The following is a 16,201-nucleotide window of genomic DNA, read 5'->3' on the forward strand; positions in this document are numbered from 1 at the left end:
TTAAAATCCTTGACCGATTTAGCATTCTATTAGGATTGCGCTTTTTAGGAGTGAATTGTAGAAAGTTTAAATCTTTTGATTGAACTTCTTCTGCTGTAGTCTGGTGCTGCTCGCTCACAATTTCGGTGATTTTCAATATGGCAAACAACCTCCAACTACTGCCACCGGGCGACTGGGAAGCGTTTGAGAGTATTTGTCTTGACGTCTGGAGAGAGCGATGGAGGGATGATTTCGCTCAAAAAAACGGACGAAAAGGTCAATCGCAAAACGGCATTGATATAATAAGTAGTGGGAATAGGTCTGGCTTTTATGGGGTTCAGTGTAAGGGTAAAGATAACTTTCTCCAGAAAACACTGACTCTAAAAGAAGTGGAAAGCGAGCTTAAAAAAGCTCGGGATCTCATAGGTAACCTTAGAGAATTTACGGTCGCAACTACAGCTCCGAGAGACGCGGTTTTACAACGGCAGGTCCTAGAGTTATCTACTCTTTCACAGTGTAATGGCGGCCCAAAGGTCTATGTTTGGTTCTGGGACGATATTCGGGATATCATACTGGGAAATGAGGATATTCTTTACAAGCATTACCCTCAGCATTGCCCTCCCAACATAAGAAGTAAGGTTAGAACAATTGAAGACGGGAGTTTTGAGTTTGATCTATATCCCAACGGCTACCAAGCCGATCTGAAAGAGGTGTTTTGTACGCCAGAAGTTTTAAGTGTGGTTAGTGGTTTAATGAGGACGGACTTGGGTGCTTTATCGCATGAGATTGTAAGAAATGCTTTTGAGCATGGTAGGGCCACTAAGGCCACAATCCAAGTTTCGGCAAGTTCATTTGCAATTTCCGATAACGGGAGAGAATTTAATAGTTTAGATGGTGAATTTTTAAGTAAATCTGACGGAGTCGGTCTAAAATTACTTCATAGGATAAAGGAAAAATTCTCCTCTGTTTTGAATTTGTCTTACAAGTATGACGGAAAGAATAATATACTTCTGTCGTTCTCGTTAGATATTTCGGAAATTGATTTTGATAGTCGTTGTGAAATACGTGCCCCATCCGACATCGTTGATCGATACTTTTTGAGGGATAATTTGGTTATACCAGACGGTTGTGATGTCTATCACTTCGTGCTGCCATCTGGGTACTATGGTTTTAGTGATATTGTGAAGGCAATTCGGAATTTGTTAGAGAAAATTTCCAGTACTTCTCTATTAATTATATATGTATCAGAGGCATCCTCCGGTGGAGAAGTAATGGAAGATTGTTTTGATGATCCTCGCCTACGGTTCGTTTTGCAAAAAGATATGTTATTTAAATGAGAGCCAATTGAAGGAAATGTTTGATTTTAAATAGATAATCCAAAAATCTTTTCTTTATTTAAACTTAAACGACTTTTTTGCAGCTTTACCGCATCTGAGCAATACTCTTTCTAAACCGAAGCGCACTAAACGCAACGAAGCCAACCCCGATTGCAAACACCAGCAGGAATTCCGGCCAGACCACCTCAATCCCGGCCCCGCGAAACAGGATCGCCTGCGCGTATTTGACGAAGTGGGTCGCGGGGGAGAATTGCATGATGTTCTGAAGGGTTTCGGGCATGCTTTCAAGCGGGGTCGTTCCCCCCGACAGCATGCGAAGCGGCAGGACGACAAGGATAAACAGCAATCCGAATTGCGGCATTGATCGGGTCATGGTCGCAAGGAAAATGCCAAGTGCGGTGGCAAAGAACAGATACAAGACCGTCCCGGCCATGAATAAAAGCTTTGATCCGATCACCGGCACGCCAAGCACCAGCTGAACCACGAAGATCAGTGACAGCATACTGGCAATCAGGATCACAAGGCCGTTGGCCCAGACCTTTGCCATCATGATTTCAAACGGATCAAGCGGCATCACCAGAAGATGTTCAATCGTGCCATGTTCGCGTTCCCGAATAAGGGCCGCCCCCGAAAGAATGATCGACAGCATCGTGATGGCATTGATGATTTCCATGGTCGCCGTAAACCAGGAACTCGTCGCATTCTGGTTATAGGCATAGCGTGTGACGATCTGTGCCGCGCTATCCGTCTTGGCCCCCGCATAGGCCGATTTGCCCCCCAGCCAGCTTGAAACTTCCTGTGCGATGATGTTGCTGACATAGCCCTGACCGATCCCGGCCTGCATCATGGCGGTGGCATCGATATTAAGCTGCACTTCCGGATTGCGCCCGCCAATCAGATCGCGCTCAAACCGTGGCGGGATAACAAGGACAAAGGTGAAGGCACCGCTATTCATTGCCGCATCCAGATCACGCTCGGCAATCTGCACCGGTGTCTGGAAAAATGGCGGCAGGAAAGCATCCCGAATGCGAAGCGATATGGCCGATCCGTCCTGATCGGAAATTGCAATCGATGCATTATTCAGGTCATGCGAAAAACCGGTCGCCGCGTTATAGATCGCAAATGAAAACGCCCAGACGATCAGGGCCATCAAAACGACATCGCGCCTGAGACTGTAAAGCTCCTTGATACCAAGGCGATAGATATTGCCAATCCGTCTTGAAAACATCGCCTTACACCTCCTGCTTTTTCAAAAGCAGCATCGAAATCACACTTAGGGCCGGGAAGAATATCGCAAGCTTGATCAGTTCGGGATAAAGCTCGGCAAAGCCCAGCGCCTTGGTAAAGGTGCCGACACTGATCGACATGAAATGCGATGTCGGGATGATGGTCGAAAGCACCGCAGGCGCGCCCTCAAGCGACGAGATCGGCTGCATCATCCCTGAAAACATCACCGATGGCACCATGGTGATGATCGCTGTGCCGAACAGGGCGGCGATCTGGGTGCTGGTAAAGGACGAAATCAAAAGTCCGAGCCCGGTGGTCGCAATCACAAACAGGGTTGCACCGACCAAAAGCGTCAATCCGTTGCCACGCAACGGTACCTCGAACCAGAACAGCGCCATCGCTGTCATCAGAACAAAGTTGATCAGCCCAAGCCCGATATAGGGCAACTGTTTGCCCAGCAGGAATTCAAGTTTCGAGACCGGCGTCACATAAAGATTGGTGATCGATCCCAGTTCCTTTTCGCGCACCACGCCTACCGCCATGAGGACGGCAGGAATAAACATCAGAAGCAGGGCAATCACCGATGGCACCATGGCATAGATGCTTTTGAAATCCTGATTATAGCGATACCGGGTTTCGATCCGGATCGGCAGGGGGGATGATGCGCTGCCTTGCGCGCGACGTGCACTTTCGGCCAGATAACGTTGATGAATGCCTTCGACATAGCCGTGAATCGTCTCGGCCCGAAATGGCATGGTGCCGTCAATGAACGCCCCGATTTCCGGGCTTGCCCCCCGGCCGACATCCCGTCCGAAACCGGGCGGAATTTCAATCGCCAGCGATATGTCGCCTGATAACAACCGCGCCTCAAGATCGTTATTGCTGATCAGTGCGGGTTGCTCTTCGAAATAGCGCGATCCCGACAGATTTTCGATATAGGTCCGGCTTTCGGGCGTCTGATCGCGATCCAAAACCGCATAGGTCAGGTTTTCAACGTCAAAGGTAATGCCATAACCAAAGACCGGCATCAGGATTGCCGTCCCGATCAGGGCAAACATCAACCGGATCGGATCACGGATCAGTTCCATGGTCTCGCGCAGTGAATAGGCCCATAACCGCCTTGGGCTGAAGATCCATGCCTTTGCCGGTTTCCAGTGATCAGACTGGATATCATCGCCTGCAATCTGATCGGGGTCCGGTTCAGGTGCGCTTTCCTGTTCGCCGCTGGCCTCAACCAGATAGCTGATAAAGGCTTCTTCTAGTGTCGCAAAACCGCGGCCCTTGGTGATTGCATCTGGCGTATCGCTGATCAGAACCTTGCCCGCATGCATCAGCGATATGCGATCACATCGCTCGGCCTCATTCATGAAATGGGTGGAAATAAAGATCGTCACGCCCTGTTTGCGTGAAAGCTCGACCAGCAATTCCCAGAACCCGTCACGTGCCACCGGATCCACACCCGATGTCGGTTCATCAAGGATCAGGATTTCCGGGTCATGAATGATCGCAACCGCAAGCGACAGGCGCTGTCGCACACCAAGTGGCAGGCGTTCGGACAGATCGTCGTGATATTCACTGAGCCCGAACCGGTCTGAAAGTTCGGCAATCCGCGGTTTGATCTGATCATCGGGGAGGTGAAACAGTCTTGCATGCAGCTCAAGGTTCTGAAGTACGGTCAGTTCGGAATAAAGTGAAAAGGCCTGACTCATATAGCCAACCCGACGGCGCAGTTCGATATCCTGCCCGTCAACCGGTTTGCCAAAAAGTTCTGCCGTGCCTTCGGTCGCTGCCAAAAGCCCGGTCAGCATCTTCATGGTCGTGGTCTTGCCACAGCCATTTGATCCGAGGAACCCGAAAATCTCGCCTTTTTCGATCCGGAAACTGACATTGTCGACGGCGGTAAAATTGCCAAATCTCTGGGTCAGGTTTTCGGCAACGATGGCCGGTATGTCGCCATTTTCCGTGCGGGGCGGAATGATCAGCTCATGATGCCCGCTGCGTTCTTCTTCGGGTAAAAGCGCGATGAAGGCTGCTTCAAGGCTCTCGGTCCCTGTCCGGCTTAAAATCTCGTCGGCACTACCGGTCGCCAATACCTTGCCGTCATTCATCGCAATCAGATGATCAAACCGGGCGGCTTCATCCATATAGGCGGTGGCCACCAGAACCGTCATTTCGCTTCGGGTTTCGCGGATGGCATCAATCAGTTGCCAGAACTGCCGACGCGACAGGGGATCAACCCCGGTGGTCGGTTCATCAAGGATCAGGATATCGGGATCATGAATAAGCGCGCAGCAAAGCCCCAGCTTCTGTTTCATCCCGCCCGAAAGCTTGCCCGCCGGGCGCTCGGTAAACGGCGCCAGTCCGGTTGCCCTGGTCAGCGACGCAATGCGTTCATTGCGCTCGCGTTTGCCCTGACCGAACAGACGCCCAAAGAAATCAAGGTTCTCACGGATCGTCAGGTCCATATAAAGGTTCTTGCCAAGTCCCTGGGGCATATAGGCAATCCGGGGCAGGACAGCATTGCGATGCGCGCTGTCGCTCATGGATCCGCCCAGTGTCTCGACCAGCCCGTCCTGACCTTTACGCGCCCCGGATATCAGGGCAAGGGCCGATGATTTCCCCACACCATCGGGGCCGATAAAGCCCACAGTCTGTCCGGTCGGAATCTCCAGATGGATATGATCAAGGGCTGTGACCTTGCCATAGCGATGGCAAACATCACGAAGCCGCACGGCAAAATCAGTGCCGGGATCAGAATGCGCCGCCACGCCCGCCATTATTGCAGGCTCTGGCGAAGGGTGGCGTCATCGGGCACATTGGGTGTGAATTCGGCCGGCCAGTCATTATGATCGGCCAGCATGATATAGGCCTCACCCGGAAGGCCGGTTTTGACCCGTTTGATATGTTCAGAAAGCAATTCCCGATCAATACGGATCTTGACCCGGAACATCAGCTTGTCGCGTTCCGACCGCGTTTCGACTTCGCGCGGGGTGAATTGCGCGTCATCGGCGACAAACGATACCCTGGCCGGGATCACAAAGCCCTGTGCCGCATCCAGAATGATGCGCGCCTCGTTACCGACAAAGGCAAGGCCTGCCTGACGGGTCGGCAGGAACACATTCATGTAAACATCGGTCAGATCAATCAACGTGATGACCGGTCCGCCACCCGATAAAACCTCGCCCGGTTCGGCAAGGCGATATTGCACACGCCCGTCACGCGGGGCTTTCAGGACAGAATCATCAATCTGGACCTGGATGCGTCTGAGTTCGGCCTCGGTCGCCTCGACATTGCGCCGGGCGCTGACCAGCCGGGCCTTGGCAGCACTGAGCGCGGCCTGTGCCACATCGCGGTCTGCGCGGCGTTGATCGACCTGTTCACGCGAAATGTTGTTGTTTTTGACCAGTTCATTGGCGCGCACCAATTGCTGCTGGGCAAAGGAAAGCTCGCTTTGGCGCTGGACAATCAGGGCCTCGGCCTCGGCGATACCCTGTTCGGCACCGGCAACTTCGGCTCGTGCACGCGCCTGACTGGCCATCAGTTCGGCGGTATCCATGCGTGCAAGAACCTGACCGGTCGTGACTGTATCGCCCTCATCGACAAGGACTTCATCAATCCGCCCGGCATATTTGGTCGCCACCCGGATTTCTTCGGCTTCAATGCGGCCATTGCCCGATGCGATATAGGATGGAAGTTCGGATTGTTGCGATTTCCAATAGGCAAAGCCGCCACCGGCCGCTGCAACAATCACCACAAGAACAATCATCAAAGAACGCAGGTTCTTCATTCCATCCTCCGGAAACGGGGCTAGGGTTCTGACCCTCGAACATGTCGGCAAGGAATTTACAATCTCGGATCGTATTATCTGACCAGAGTTCGCTTACGCTTGCAATGTCCGATTTTCTGGAATGATCCTAATAGGTTGCCGCACTGCATTCTTTGATGTTGCGCAAATTTGCAGTGTTCACTGTGTGTCTGAGAAAACCTTGTTCCTATAGCTGTTCTCTAACAAGCTTTCTGAAGCTTGTTAGATCATTATAGTAAGTTTGTCGGTTCTCGAGCAAAGCCTTGACGGTCTCAATAGGAAGCTCGTTCTTTACGAGCAAAACAGGACCAGCGTACTGACTGCCGGTTTCTGCGCTTACACCCAAAATCATGCCAATTCGGACGTCTTCGAATATCTTTGAAGAGGCTCTGTTTATGGAAATATAGAACGATGGGCTTGTCTTGAACCGAACTACCAAGAAGTTTGGTGTTTGCTCAATCTTCCCCAAATTCGATATTGTCTTGGTGATGTAAGGGGATCGGAATTTCGCATATATACGTGGGAATAAAAATCCGATTTCAAGCGTTCCTTTCACCACTTCATCTGTATCATTGATCAGTCTGTAGAATATGAATTTTCCTGTGTCAGGTTTGATGTCTCGATATTCTTTTATTTTGTTAGGTAAAAACAGGAATATAGCAGATATCAATCTCCGGAAAGGCGAGACAATGAATAGCATTGCAGTTGCAGCAATCGATGAGCTGACTGAAACAGCAAAGTTCTTTGCGTCTTGTAAGTTATCGATTCCTAGAAAATCTAAACTCGCTAAGGCTTGTAGAAGTTCCTTCTCCATCTATCTTGCTTTGATTCCGGTTGTTTTTCTTTAAATTAGATATCTGTCACAATAAGCATATTACTTCAATTATCTATAATGAATGCCTCTGTTTAATGTGAGTTGAGACTCAGATCAAACACCACCAACCCCGACAATCCACCGTCAAGCATCCCGACCAGTTGCCCGCCGAGTTTCTGATGTTCGGGATGTTCAAGATAGGCGTCGCGTGCGGTGGCATCGTCGAAATCAATGCAGAAACCATGACGGAAACCCTGTTCAAGCTTTTCCGGGCTGACGGAAATGCCGCCGTCAAATCCCCGCATGCCGGGAATAAGCGTGCCAAGATTGGCAAGGGCATCAAACAGGCTGTTGATTTCATCCTGTTTGATGCCGGGTTGGAATTTGACCAGAACGATATGGCGGATCATGACAGTGCCTTTGTGAAGGTTGACTTTGCCTGATTTCACCTTTGTTTCGTCTGGTCTGTCAATAAGGTCCCACAATCAGCGACCATTAAGGCTTGCGGCAATGCTGTCGCCAATGATCGAAATGCCAAGATCAAGTTCGTCCTCGGAAATGGTCAGGGGCGGGGCAATGCGGAACACGCCGCCCATGCCCGGAAGCTTGACGATATTCATGCTAAGCCCGCGTTTAAACGCCTCACGCGCAATCGCAGCCCCCAGATCATGATCAGGCGCACCACCATCCTTGACGATTTCCATACCCAGCATAAGCCCGCGTCCACGCACATCGCCGACACATGAATACTGACCTTTCAGCGCGGCCAACCCGTCAAACAGCCGCTTGCCCAGGATACCCGCCCGCGCCACAAGGTTTTCTTCGGCCACCACATCAAGCACCGTGACACCCACGGCGGCGGGCAGGGGATCGGACACATGGGTGGTATAGAAAAGATACCCCTTTTCATGGGCGGCATCCTCGATTTCGGGCGTGGTCATCACGGCCGAAAGCGGCAATCCCGCCCCGATGGTTTTTGAAAGCGTCATGATATCGGGCATCACGCCATCGCGTTCAAAGGCAAACATGGTGCCGGTGCGGCCAATACCGGTCTGGGCTTCGTCCAGAATAAGCAGCATCCCGCGTTCCTGGCATTTCTGCTTAAGGGCTGCGAGGTAGCCTTTTGGAAGCTCCAGCATCCCGCCGCTTGACAGGATCGGTTCGGCGACGAATGCCGCCAGATTGCCGGTCGATTGGGCATCAATCAGGGTGAAGGCGTCATCAAGCTCGGTCTGCCAGTCAAGCGACCCGTCGGCATTCCTGAAACGCGGGCGAAACGCATTGGGGGCGGGGATGGCAAGCGATCCGACCGCGGCCGGGCCATATCCCTTGCGCCCGGCACTATAGGTCGCCGATGCCGCAACCCCGGTCATCCCGTGCCAGCTTTTGGAAAACGCCACAATCTCATGTTTGCCGGTGACAAGCTTTGCCATGCGAATGGCCGCTTCGTTGCTTTCTGCCCCCGTCGAAAGCAGTAAAACCCGATCCAGCCCCGGCGCAAGGGCGGCCAACCGTTCGGCCAAGGTCACCACCGGGCGGCTCAGCATGCCGCTAAACAGATGGGCGACGGTTTCGACCTGCCGCTGCACGGTTTCGACGATTTTCGGGTGCCCATGCCCCAAAACCGCACTCATCTGCCCGGATGTGAAATCAAGGATCGCACGGTTATCGGTGTCATAGACAAACGATCCCTTGGCACGTTCAATGATCGCGGGCTCAAACGTTCCGCCATAGCGGATCAGGTGTTTTTGGGCAGCATCCCAGAATTTCGGATCGGCATTGTTTGACATGATCGGCTCCCCGTCAGCATGTGTCTTTGATGGATGCAGGGTATCGGCTGTTGATATCATCGTAAAATTGATAATGATGGCATTCCGGTATTGGAAAAATTGATATGCGGTGGCAAAGCCATGCAAACCTTGCTTGATCTCAAACTGCTGACGACCTTTGTGCGCGCCGCCCATTCCGGGACGCTGAGCGCCACCGCCCTTCAGGTCGGGCGCACGCAATCAACCGTCACCATGCAAATTCAACGTCTTGAAGACGCGCTGGGCCAGACGCTTTTTCATCGCAGTGGCAGCGGCGTTACCCTGACCGGCAGTGGGGAGCGGTTCCTTGGCTATGCCGAACGGATATTAAAACTCCATGACGAGGCAGTCTTTGCCTTTTCCGACCGGGGCCTGCGCGGTTCGATGGTGTTTGGCTGTCCAGAGGATTACCTGATCGCCTTTTTCCCGGCCCTGCTTAAAAGCTTCGGGACGATCTATCCGGATGTGGAGATCAAGGTGGTTTCGGCCCCGACGCCGGAGCTGCATAAGATGCTGCGGGCGCGCCAGATTGATCTGGCATTGGTCTCGGTCGCCAACCCGGACGGGGAACCCGATATCGCAAGGACCGAACAACTGGCCTGGGTCGGGGCAAAGCCGACCCTTGATCTGCATGATTTCGGCACAGGGATTGGAACCGGGATCGGAGAAGGGGCAGGCGACACCACAACATCAAGCGGCCGCACCATCCCGCTTGCCCTTCCGGCATCAAACGCCCTTGATCACAAGGCGGCGTGTGATGCCATGGACGCAGCCCTTATCCCCTACAAGATTTCCTATGCCAGCAGCAGCCTGACCGGCCTGATCGCGGTGGCCCGTTCGGGGCTTGCCATCAGTGTGATGATGCAAAAGGCGGTGCCCAATGACCTTTACATCCTCAAAGCGCCGCTACCGGCCTTGCCCAAGTTGGGCCTTAAGGTGATGGCAGGCGAGGGCACCCAAAACCCCGCCTCAGCCGCCTTTGCCGATCACGTCAAAAACATGCTGCCGTTTTTGTAAGGGGAGGGGTGCTAGGCCTGCAAACCCGCACAGCGTGCGGTATTGCGCACATGGGCCTGCATTTCCTTGCGGGCACGGTCCGCGTCATTGTCGCGCAGGGCCGCCATGATTTTGCGATGTTCGCCAATGGATTCGCGCATGCGTTCCGGGTCGGTGATCGGAATCGGCTGGCGCTGGGTTTCGGTGATCTGATCGCGCACGGTTTTGTAAAGATCACGCAACATGCTGTTGCTGCATGCCGCCACGATGGTGCCGTGGAACTCAAGGTCGGCCTCGACATTGGCAATAAGGTCCTGATCGGCCCAGCATTTTTCCATGCGGTTGGTGGCATCTTCCATGGCTTCAAACTGGGTTGCTGCCAACCGGCCGCAGGCCAGTGCCGTGATTTCACCTTCGAGGATCAGACGGGTCTGGAAAACGTCAAAAACGCTATGGGTTTCCGAATAGCGCCAGGGCGCCATATCGCCTTCTGATTTTGTGCCACCGGCGGTAACAAAGGTGCCACGTCCGGCTTCGGTCTTGATCAGGCCAAGGGTCTCGAGCGTTAAAAGGGCTTCGCGAAGCGACGCGCGACTTACCCCGAATTTCTGAGCAAATTCGCGCTGCGAGGGAATCTTTTCGCCGGGCTTCAGGGTGCCGTCCTGAATCATCCCCTGAATTTCCCGTGCCACTGATTGTGGCAAAAGGGTCCTGTTGAACATTGCTCTTCCCTCGTTCCTTGTTCTTAAAGCGAATACCGCGCTGGTTGTGTGCTTGTCACGATTTTTCTCCAACCCACTTGCAACGGTTCCGGATTTATGTTTCGTTGTGGTCTAACTGGTCTGACCAGTTAGACCAGTAGTTATCAGGGATATCGAAAAACACAAGGATAATAAAATGAAGCTCTTTTCATATGTTGCGGCTTCCGTTGTCGGTGGGGTTCTTGCGATGGGTGTCGCAAGCTCGGCCAATGCCGCCGATCTGACGGTCGGGGCGAATATCGGCAACGTTCCGTGGGAATTCGAAACCGCAGACGGCACCGTGGTTGGCTTTGAAGTCGATCTGGTCAATGAAATCGCCAAGCGTCTGGGCAAAAGCGTCGAATTCGTCAACATTCCGTTCAACGGTCTGTTCCCGGCGGTGCAATCGGGCCGTATCGACATGGCAGTTTCCTCGATCACCATCACCGACAAGCGGCTTGAGTCTGTGACCTTCGCACAGCCATATTACGATAGTGACCAGTCCCTGACCGCGACCGCAGCAGGCGGTGTCACCGGTCTCGATGCCATGAAGGGCAAGGTTGTCGGTGTTGATACCGGCTCCACGGGGGATATGTGGGTCACCAAAAACGGTGGCGAATATGGCATCGAAGATGTCCGTCGCTACGAAGGCCTTTCGCCTGCGATGCTTGATCTGACCGCAGGCCGTATTGACGGCTATATCAGCGACATTCCGGCACTGCTTTACTACGTCAAGGACAAGCCGAGCCTCAAGGTTGTTGAGCGCATCACCACGGGTGAAAAATACTCGATCATGTTCAACAAGGATGCCGCGCTGGCAACCGAGGTCAATGACGTGATCACCGAACTGAAAAAAGAAGGCTTCATCGCCGGTCTGCATGAAACCTGGTTCGGTGCCGTTCCCGAAGACACCACCTCGACGGTCAAAGTGCTCGATATGCCGACCCTGAAATAATCGCGCATATCGCACATCAACCCTGCCGGTGATGCCCCCGATATTGGCATGCGGCTCCCGGCATTGTCGGCAGGGTGAATTTGAACTGGTGGTGAAATGGATTTATTTTCGACTTTCTTTAACATCCCCGTACTGGTTGCCAGCCTGCCGCAATTGCTAAACGGCCTGCTTGTGACCATCGGGATTGGTATCACAAGTATTATTGCCGGTCTGATCGGCGGTCTTTTTCTGGCGGTTTTGCGGCTTTATGCCGGGCCGGTGACCAATGCGCTGGTGCGCGGATATATTGATGTTTTCCGCTCGATCCCGCTTCTGGTGCTTTTGATCATTGTTTATTACGCGCTGCCTTTTGTGGGCATTCGTCTGTCGCCGTTCTTTTCGGCGGTGACGGCGCTGACACTGGTTTCGGCGGCCTATACCGCAGAAATCTTCCGCGCCGGGATCGAAGCCATCCCCAAAGGTCAGTTCGAGGCATCCGCCGCCCTTGGTCTTTCCAACCGCTATACCATGACCGATGTGATTCTGCCCCAGGCGATCCGCATCGTTATCCCGCCACTGACCAATAACTGCATCAACGTTCTCAAGGACACCGCACTGGCATCGGTTGTTGCCATGCCCGACCTGCTCAAACAGGCAACACAGGCACAGGCCCTTTCTGCCAACCCGACGCCACTGATCGGGGCGGCTGTGATCTATCTGATCTTGCTGTTGCCGATGGTGCGTTTCGTCGCCCGTCTTGAAAAACGTTTTAGCCGCGGGAGAACATGATGAAAGCGCCCCTGATCAAAATCAAAAACCTCCGCAAGGCCTATGGCAATTTCACTGTCCTGCACGGCATCGATCTTGAAATTTCGCAGGGCGAGGTGGTTTGCGTCGTCGGGCCTTCGGGATCTGGCAAATCAACGCTGATCCGCTGCATCAACCATCTCGAACCGTTCGAGGATGATGGCGAAATCATCGTTGATGGCATTCCGGTGCGCCCCGGTCGCGATCTTGCCGATGTTCGGGCCGAAGTCGGCATGGTGTTTCAGTCTTTCAACCTGTTCCCGCACATGACCGTCTTGCGCAATGTCATGCTGGCCCCTATCCGGGTCCGCAAAATGAACGAAGCCGATGCCGAAAAACGCGCGCGCGATCTGCTTGAACGTGTGGGCATTTCGGTGCAGGCCGATAAATATCCCGGTCAGCTTTCCGGCGGTCAGCAACAGCGCGTCGCCATTGCCCGTGCGCTTGCCATGGAACCCAAGGTGCTTTTGTTTGATGAACCCACATCGGCCCTTGATCCGGAAATGGTCGGCGAGGTGCTTGACGTGATGAAAAAGCTCGCCGGGACTGGTGTGACCATGGTCGTCGTTACCCATGAAATGGGCTTTGCCCGTCAGGTCGCCGACCGGGTGCTGTTCATGGATGGTGGCAACATCATCGAGGCCGGCACGCCCACCGAAATATTCGACGCCCCCAAAGAAGAACGCACGCGGAATTTCCTCCACGCCGTTCTCGATCATTAAAAATAGAAACCATACACCCGGAGGATGCCTTTCATGGCAAACACACGCACCCTTGATATGGATTATGTCCACAGCCAGTTTCCTGCACTTTCAAATGGCTGGACGTTCTTTGACAATGCCGGGGGATCGCAGATCCTGACCAAGGCGCTCGATCGCATCAACAGCTTCCTGATCAATCGTAATGTGCAGATCGGCGGGTCTTACGAGGTTTCCAAACGCGCAGCCGAGGCCCTTCTTGATGCCCGCAAAAGTGCGGCTCAGCTGGTCAATGCATCGCGCCCCGAGGAAATCATTTTCGGTGCGTCGACCACCGTTCTTGTGCAAAATCTTGCCCGCGCCATGCGCAGCCAGTTTTCCGCTGGCGATGAAATCGTTGTTACCATCGGCGATCATGAATCCAATATCGGGCCGTGGGTGGCACTGGAAGAATTCGGCGTGAAAATCCGCTTCTGGGAACCCGATGCCAAGACCGGGCGACTGCATCTGGACGGGCTTAAGGCCGTGATGACCGACAAGACCAAACTGGTCTGTGTCACCCATGTGTCAAACATTGTTGGTGAAATCAATCCGGTGCGTCAGTTCGCCGATTATGCCCATGCCAATGGTGCGAAAATCTGCATTGATGCGGTGGCCTATGCGCCACACCGCGCAATTGATGTGCAGGCCTTTGACGCCGACTATTATGTCTTTAGCCTCTATAAAACCTATGGTCCGCACGGGGCGATGATGTACGGGAAGTATGACCTGCTTCTCGAACTTGATACGCTTTATCATTACTTCTATGGCAAGGATAAAGTCCCCGGAAAGCTCGAGCCCGGCAATCCAAGCTATGAAATGGCCTATTCGGTGTGCGGTATTGTCGATTACCTGTGCGAACTGGGCGAACGGGCCGGGGAAACCGGATCGGTGCGTGACAAAATCGTTGCCGCCTATGAGGCCATCACAAATCAGGAAAATGCCCTGACCGACCGGTTGCTGTCATACCTGCGCGGGCGCAATGATTGCGTCGTGATCGGGCAGGCCGACAATCGCGACGGCACGCGCATCCCAACCATCAGTTTCCGGTTCGATAATCGCAACGCCGAGGAAGTCTGCAAGATCATTGACCGCGAAAAAATCGCCATCCGCTTTGGGGATTTCCATTCCCGCCGTCTGGTCGAATTTTTGGGCCTGTCTGATAATGGCGGCGCAGTTCGTGTTTCGATGGTGCATTATAACACCATCGAACAGGTGGACCGTCTGACCGCGGCCTTTGACCGTCTGCTTGATACAACCGATCAATAAAGGGGGCAGGCCACATCATGCAGTTTGACCGCATCATCAAAAACGGCACCATCGTTACCGCCAGCGACATTTATGTCGCCGATCTTGGCATCAAGGATGGCAGGATTTCTGCCATCGCCGCATCCCTTGACGGGGCGGATGACATTATCGATGCCACCGGGCTTTATGTCATGCCGGGCGGGATCGATAGCCACGTCCATATTGATCAGCCATCCGGCGATGGCATCGTCATGGCCGATGATTTCGAAAGTGGCACACGTTCGGCCGCCATTGGTGGCAATACCTCGATCCTTGCCTTCTGCATGCAGGAAAAGGGCGACAGCCTGCGCCATTCCCTGGATGTCTATCACGCCAAGGCGGATGGCAATTGCCATATTGATGTGGCCTTCCACCTGATCGTCACCGACCCGACGCCCTCGGTTTTGGGGCAGGAACTCCCGGCCCTGGTCGAGGACGGCTATACCTCGTTCAAGGTCTTCATGACCTATGAAAACCTGCGTCTGCGCGATGATGAAATCCTCGATACCCTTGATGCTGCGCGCAATACCGGCGCACTCGTTCTGGTGCATTGCGAGAACGAGGACGCCATTCGCTTCCTGATCGGCCAGCACGAGGCAGCCGGTGAATTCTCTGCCAAATCCCACGCCACAACCCGTCCGATTGCCGCAGAACGCGAAGCCACCCATCGCGCATTGTCATTGGCCGAAATCGTCGATACCCCGATTGTCATCGTCCATGTCTCAAACAAACAGGCCATGGAAGAAATCGAACGCGCCCGCGTGCGCGGCAGCAAGGTGGTGGGCGAAACCTGCCCGCAATATCTCATGCTGACCGCCGATGATCTTGATCAGAATGAACTCGAAGGCGCGAAATTCGTCTGCTCCCCGCCGCCACGCGACAAGGAAAGTCAGGACGCCTGTTGGGATGGTCTGGAACGCGGTGTATTTGACCTGTTCTCATCGGATCATTGCCCGTTCCGCTTTAACGACCCGGAAGGCAAGCTCAATGAAAAGGGCAAGAAAAGCTTCCGCTGGATACCCAATGGCATCCCCGGTGTGGCAACGCGTTTGCCGATCCTGTTTTCCGAAGGCGTGCAAAAGGGCCGGATCGACCTCAACCGCTTTGTTGCCCTGACATCCACCAACCACGCCAAACTCTATGGCATGTACCCGCAAAAGGGAACGATTGCGATTGGCTCCGACGCCGATCTGGCCCTTTGGGACCCCAATAAAAACGTCACCATCACCAACGACATCCTGCAACAGGGCTGCGACTACAGCCCCTATGAAGGCTTGGAGGTCAAAGGCTGGCCCGTCCACACCATCGTGCGCGGCAAAACCGTGGTCAAGGACGGCGAAGTCACCGGCCAAAAGGGCGACGGCAAATACTTGGCCCGACAGAAATCAAATCTGGTGACAACAACGCCGGTCTGATCAGACCGGCGACACCCACCATCACCCCACACCGTCATTCCCGCGCACGCGGGAAGCTGGAGATATACGCATCAAAACTAAAAGGCAGCTCCTGAAATCGGTGCTGCCTTTGTTTTTGTTGCCAATTATGAACGCCGTCTTTGGAAACACGATCAAGGCTTGAATAATTCGCTGTCCATCCGGCGTTTAGGCTGTGGCTAAAAAGTGAACTTATCTGAGAAGTTACTCAGATAAGGGCTTAACTATTGGCGCTCGCACAACTCAAAGATGTAAATTTCTTTGTTCCGATGCCACCGGGATGATAACATTAGTTGA

The 16,201-nt window shown here is 53.5% G+C and carries 14 protein-coding genes; 7 read left to right on the plus strand and 7 right to left on the minus strand.

Features of this window, described 5'->3' with window-relative positions:
* The first annotated feature begins 137 nt into the window (after positions 1-137).
* Positions 138-1,316 (plus strand): hypothetical protein, encoded by a 1,179-nt coding sequence (locus tag WA318_RS08490; protein WP_336080580.1) that lies wholly within the window; start codon positions 138-140, stop codon positions 1,314-1,316.
* A gap of 85 nt (positions 1,317-1,401) precedes the next feature.
* Here the strand turns inward: WA318_RS08490 and WA318_RS08495 are convergent, their stop codons facing one another.
* The 6 genes from WA318_RS08495 to WA318_RS08520 form a co-directional block, all read right to left on the minus strand.
* Positions 1,402-2,544 carry an ABC transporter permease gene (locus WA318_RS08495; RefSeq protein ID WP_336080581.1) on the minus strand — a complete coding sequence of 381 codons (1,143 nt, stop codon included), beginning with the start codon at positions 2,542-2,544 and terminating at the stop codon, positions 1,402-1,404.
* A 4-nt stretch (positions 2,545-2,548) separates the two neighbouring features.
* The gene (gene rbbA / locus WA318_RS08500) at positions 2,549-5,320 is read right to left on the minus strand and encodes a ribosome-associated ATPase/putative transporter RbbA (RefSeq protein WP_336080582.1); all 2,772 of its coding nucleotides are present in this window, start codon (positions 5,318-5,320) and stop codon (positions 2,549-2,551) included.
* A complete protein-coding gene (locus WA318_RS08505; protein ID WP_336080583.1) occupies positions 5,320-6,330 on the minus strand; it encodes an HlyD family secretion protein in 1,011 nt (336 codons plus the stop codon). Before WA318_RS08505 ends, rbbA begins: the two co-directional genes overlap by 1 nt.
* Positions 6,331-6,535: 205 nt before the next feature.
* A complete protein-coding gene (locus WA318_RS08510; RefSeq protein WP_336080584.1) occupies positions 6,536-7,162 on the minus strand; it encodes a hypothetical protein in 627 nt (208 codons plus the stop codon).
* A 92-nt stretch (positions 7,163-7,254) separates the two neighbouring features.
* On the minus strand, positions 7,255-7,611 hold the full coding sequence (locus WA318_RS08515) for a Dabb family protein (RefSeq protein WP_336080585.1): 357 nt from the start codon (positions 7,609-7,611) through the stop codon (positions 7,255-7,257).
* Between the two features lie 36 nt (positions 7,612-7,647).
* Positions 7,648-8,952 (minus strand): aspartate aminotransferase family protein, encoded by a 1,305-nt coding sequence (locus WA318_RS08520; RefSeq protein WP_336080586.1) that lies wholly within the window; start codon positions 8,950-8,952, stop codon positions 7,648-7,650.
* Positions 8,953-9,072: 120 nt separating this feature from the next.
* Here WA318_RS08520 and WA318_RS08525 point away from each other — a divergent pair, with 120 nt between their 5' ends.
* Positions 9,073-9,987, plus strand: coding sequence for a LysR family transcriptional regulator (locus WA318_RS08525; RefSeq protein ID WP_336080587.1), 915 nt, complete (start codon positions 9,073-9,075; stop codon positions 9,985-9,987).
* A gap of 11 nt (positions 9,988-9,998) precedes the next feature.
* Here WA318_RS08525 and WA318_RS08530 read toward each other — a convergent pair whose 3' ends face one another.
* A complete protein-coding gene (locus WA318_RS08530) occupies positions 9,999-10,688 on the minus strand; it encodes a FadR/GntR family transcriptional regulator (RefSeq protein ID WP_114099878.1) in 690 nt (229 codons plus the stop codon).
* 175 nt (positions 10,689-10,863) lie between these two features.
* Here WA318_RS08530 and WA318_RS08535 point away from each other — a divergent pair, with 175 nt between their 5' ends.
* The 5 genes from WA318_RS08535 to hydA all read left to right on the plus strand — a co-directional run bounded on the left by WA318_RS08535 (position 10,864) and on the right by hydA (position 15,886).
* Positions 10,864-11,661 carry an ABC transporter substrate-binding protein gene (locus WA318_RS08535; RefSeq protein WP_336080588.1) on the plus strand — a complete coding sequence of 266 codons (798 nt, stop codon included), beginning with the start codon at positions 10,864-10,866 and terminating at the stop codon, positions 11,659-11,661.
* 96 nt (positions 11,662-11,757) lie between these two features.
* Positions 11,758-12,429 (plus strand): amino acid ABC transporter permease, encoded by a 672-nt coding sequence (locus WA318_RS08540; protein ID WP_114099880.1) that lies wholly within the window; start codon positions 11,758-11,760, stop codon positions 12,427-12,429.
* Positions 12,429-13,169 carry an amino acid ABC transporter ATP-binding protein gene (locus WA318_RS08545; protein WP_114099913.1) on the plus strand — a complete coding sequence of 247 codons (741 nt, stop codon included), beginning with the start codon at positions 12,429-12,431 and terminating at the stop codon, positions 13,167-13,169. The genes WA318_RS08540 and WA318_RS08545 overlap by 1 nt, the downstream gene beginning before the upstream one ends.
* A gap of 33 nt (positions 13,170-13,202) precedes the next feature.
* A complete protein-coding gene (locus WA318_RS08550) occupies positions 13,203-14,453 on the plus strand; it encodes a cysteine desulfurase-like protein (protein WP_336080589.1) in 1,251 nt (416 codons plus the stop codon).
* Between the two features lie 17 nt (positions 14,454-14,470).
* Complete coding sequence (gene hydA / locus WA318_RS08555; RefSeq protein ID WP_336080590.1) at positions 14,471-15,886, plus strand: dihydropyrimidinase; 1,416 nt, start codon at positions 14,471-14,473, stop codon at positions 15,884-15,886.
* Positions 15,887-16,201 lie beyond the last annotated feature (315 nt).

The organism is Thalassospira sp. CH_XMU1448-2 (assembly GCF_037027285.1).
Taxonomy (GTDB): Bacteria; Pseudomonadota; Alphaproteobacteria; order Rhodospirillales; family Thalassospiraceae; genus Thalassospira; species Thalassospira profundimaris_C.

Excerpts from the sequence above, each read along its gene's own strand:
- hydA (WP_336080590.1), top strand. The coding sequence starts at position 14,471 with ATGCAGTTTGACCGCATCATCAAAAACGGCACCATCGTTACCGCCAGC.
- WA318_RS08545 (WP_114099913.1), top strand. The coding sequence starts at position 12,429 with ATGAAAGCGCCCCTGATCAAAATCAAAAACCTCCGCAAGGCCTATGGC.
- WA318_RS08505 (WP_336080583.1), bottom strand. The coding sequence starts at position 6,330 with ATGAAGAACCTGCGTTCTTTGATGATTGTTCTTGTGGTGATTGTTGCA.
- WA318_RS08540 (WP_114099880.1), top strand. The coding sequence starts at position 11,758 with ATGGATTTATTTTCGACTTTCTTTAACATCCCCGTACTGGTTGCCAGC.
- WA318_RS08510 (WP_336080584.1), bottom strand. The coding sequence starts at position 7,162 with ATGGAGAAGGAACTTCTACAAGCCTTAGCGAGTTTAGATTTTCTAGGA.
- WA318_RS08520 (WP_336080586.1), bottom strand. The coding sequence starts at position 8,952 with ATGTCAAACAATGCCGATCCGAAATTCTGGGATGCTGCCCAAAAACAC.
- WA318_RS08530 (WP_114099878.1), bottom strand. The coding sequence starts at position 10,688 with ATGTTCAACAGGACCCTTTTGCCACAATCAGTGGCACGGGAAATTCAG.
- rbbA (WP_336080582.1), bottom strand. The coding sequence starts at position 5,320 with ATGGCGGGCGTGGCGGCGCATTCTGATCCCGGCACTGATTTTGCCGTG.
- WA318_RS08495 (WP_336080581.1), bottom strand. The coding sequence starts at position 2,544 with ATGTTTTCAAGACGGATTGGCAATATCTATCGCCTTGGTATCAAGGAG.
- WA318_RS08535 (WP_336080588.1), top strand. The coding sequence starts at position 10,864 with ATGAAGCTCTTTTCATATGTTGCGGCTTCCGTTGTCGGTGGGGTTCTT.
- WA318_RS08490 (WP_336080580.1), top strand. The coding sequence starts at position 138 with ATGGCAAACAACCTCCAACTACTGCCACCGGGCGACTGGGAAGCGTTT.
- WA318_RS08550 (WP_336080589.1), top strand. The coding sequence starts at position 13,203 with ATGGCAAACACACGCACCCTTGATATGGATTATGTCCACAGCCAGTTT.
- WA318_RS08525 (WP_336080587.1), top strand. The coding sequence starts at position 9,073 with ATGCAAACCTTGCTTGATCTCAAACTGCTGACGACCTTTGTGCGCGCC.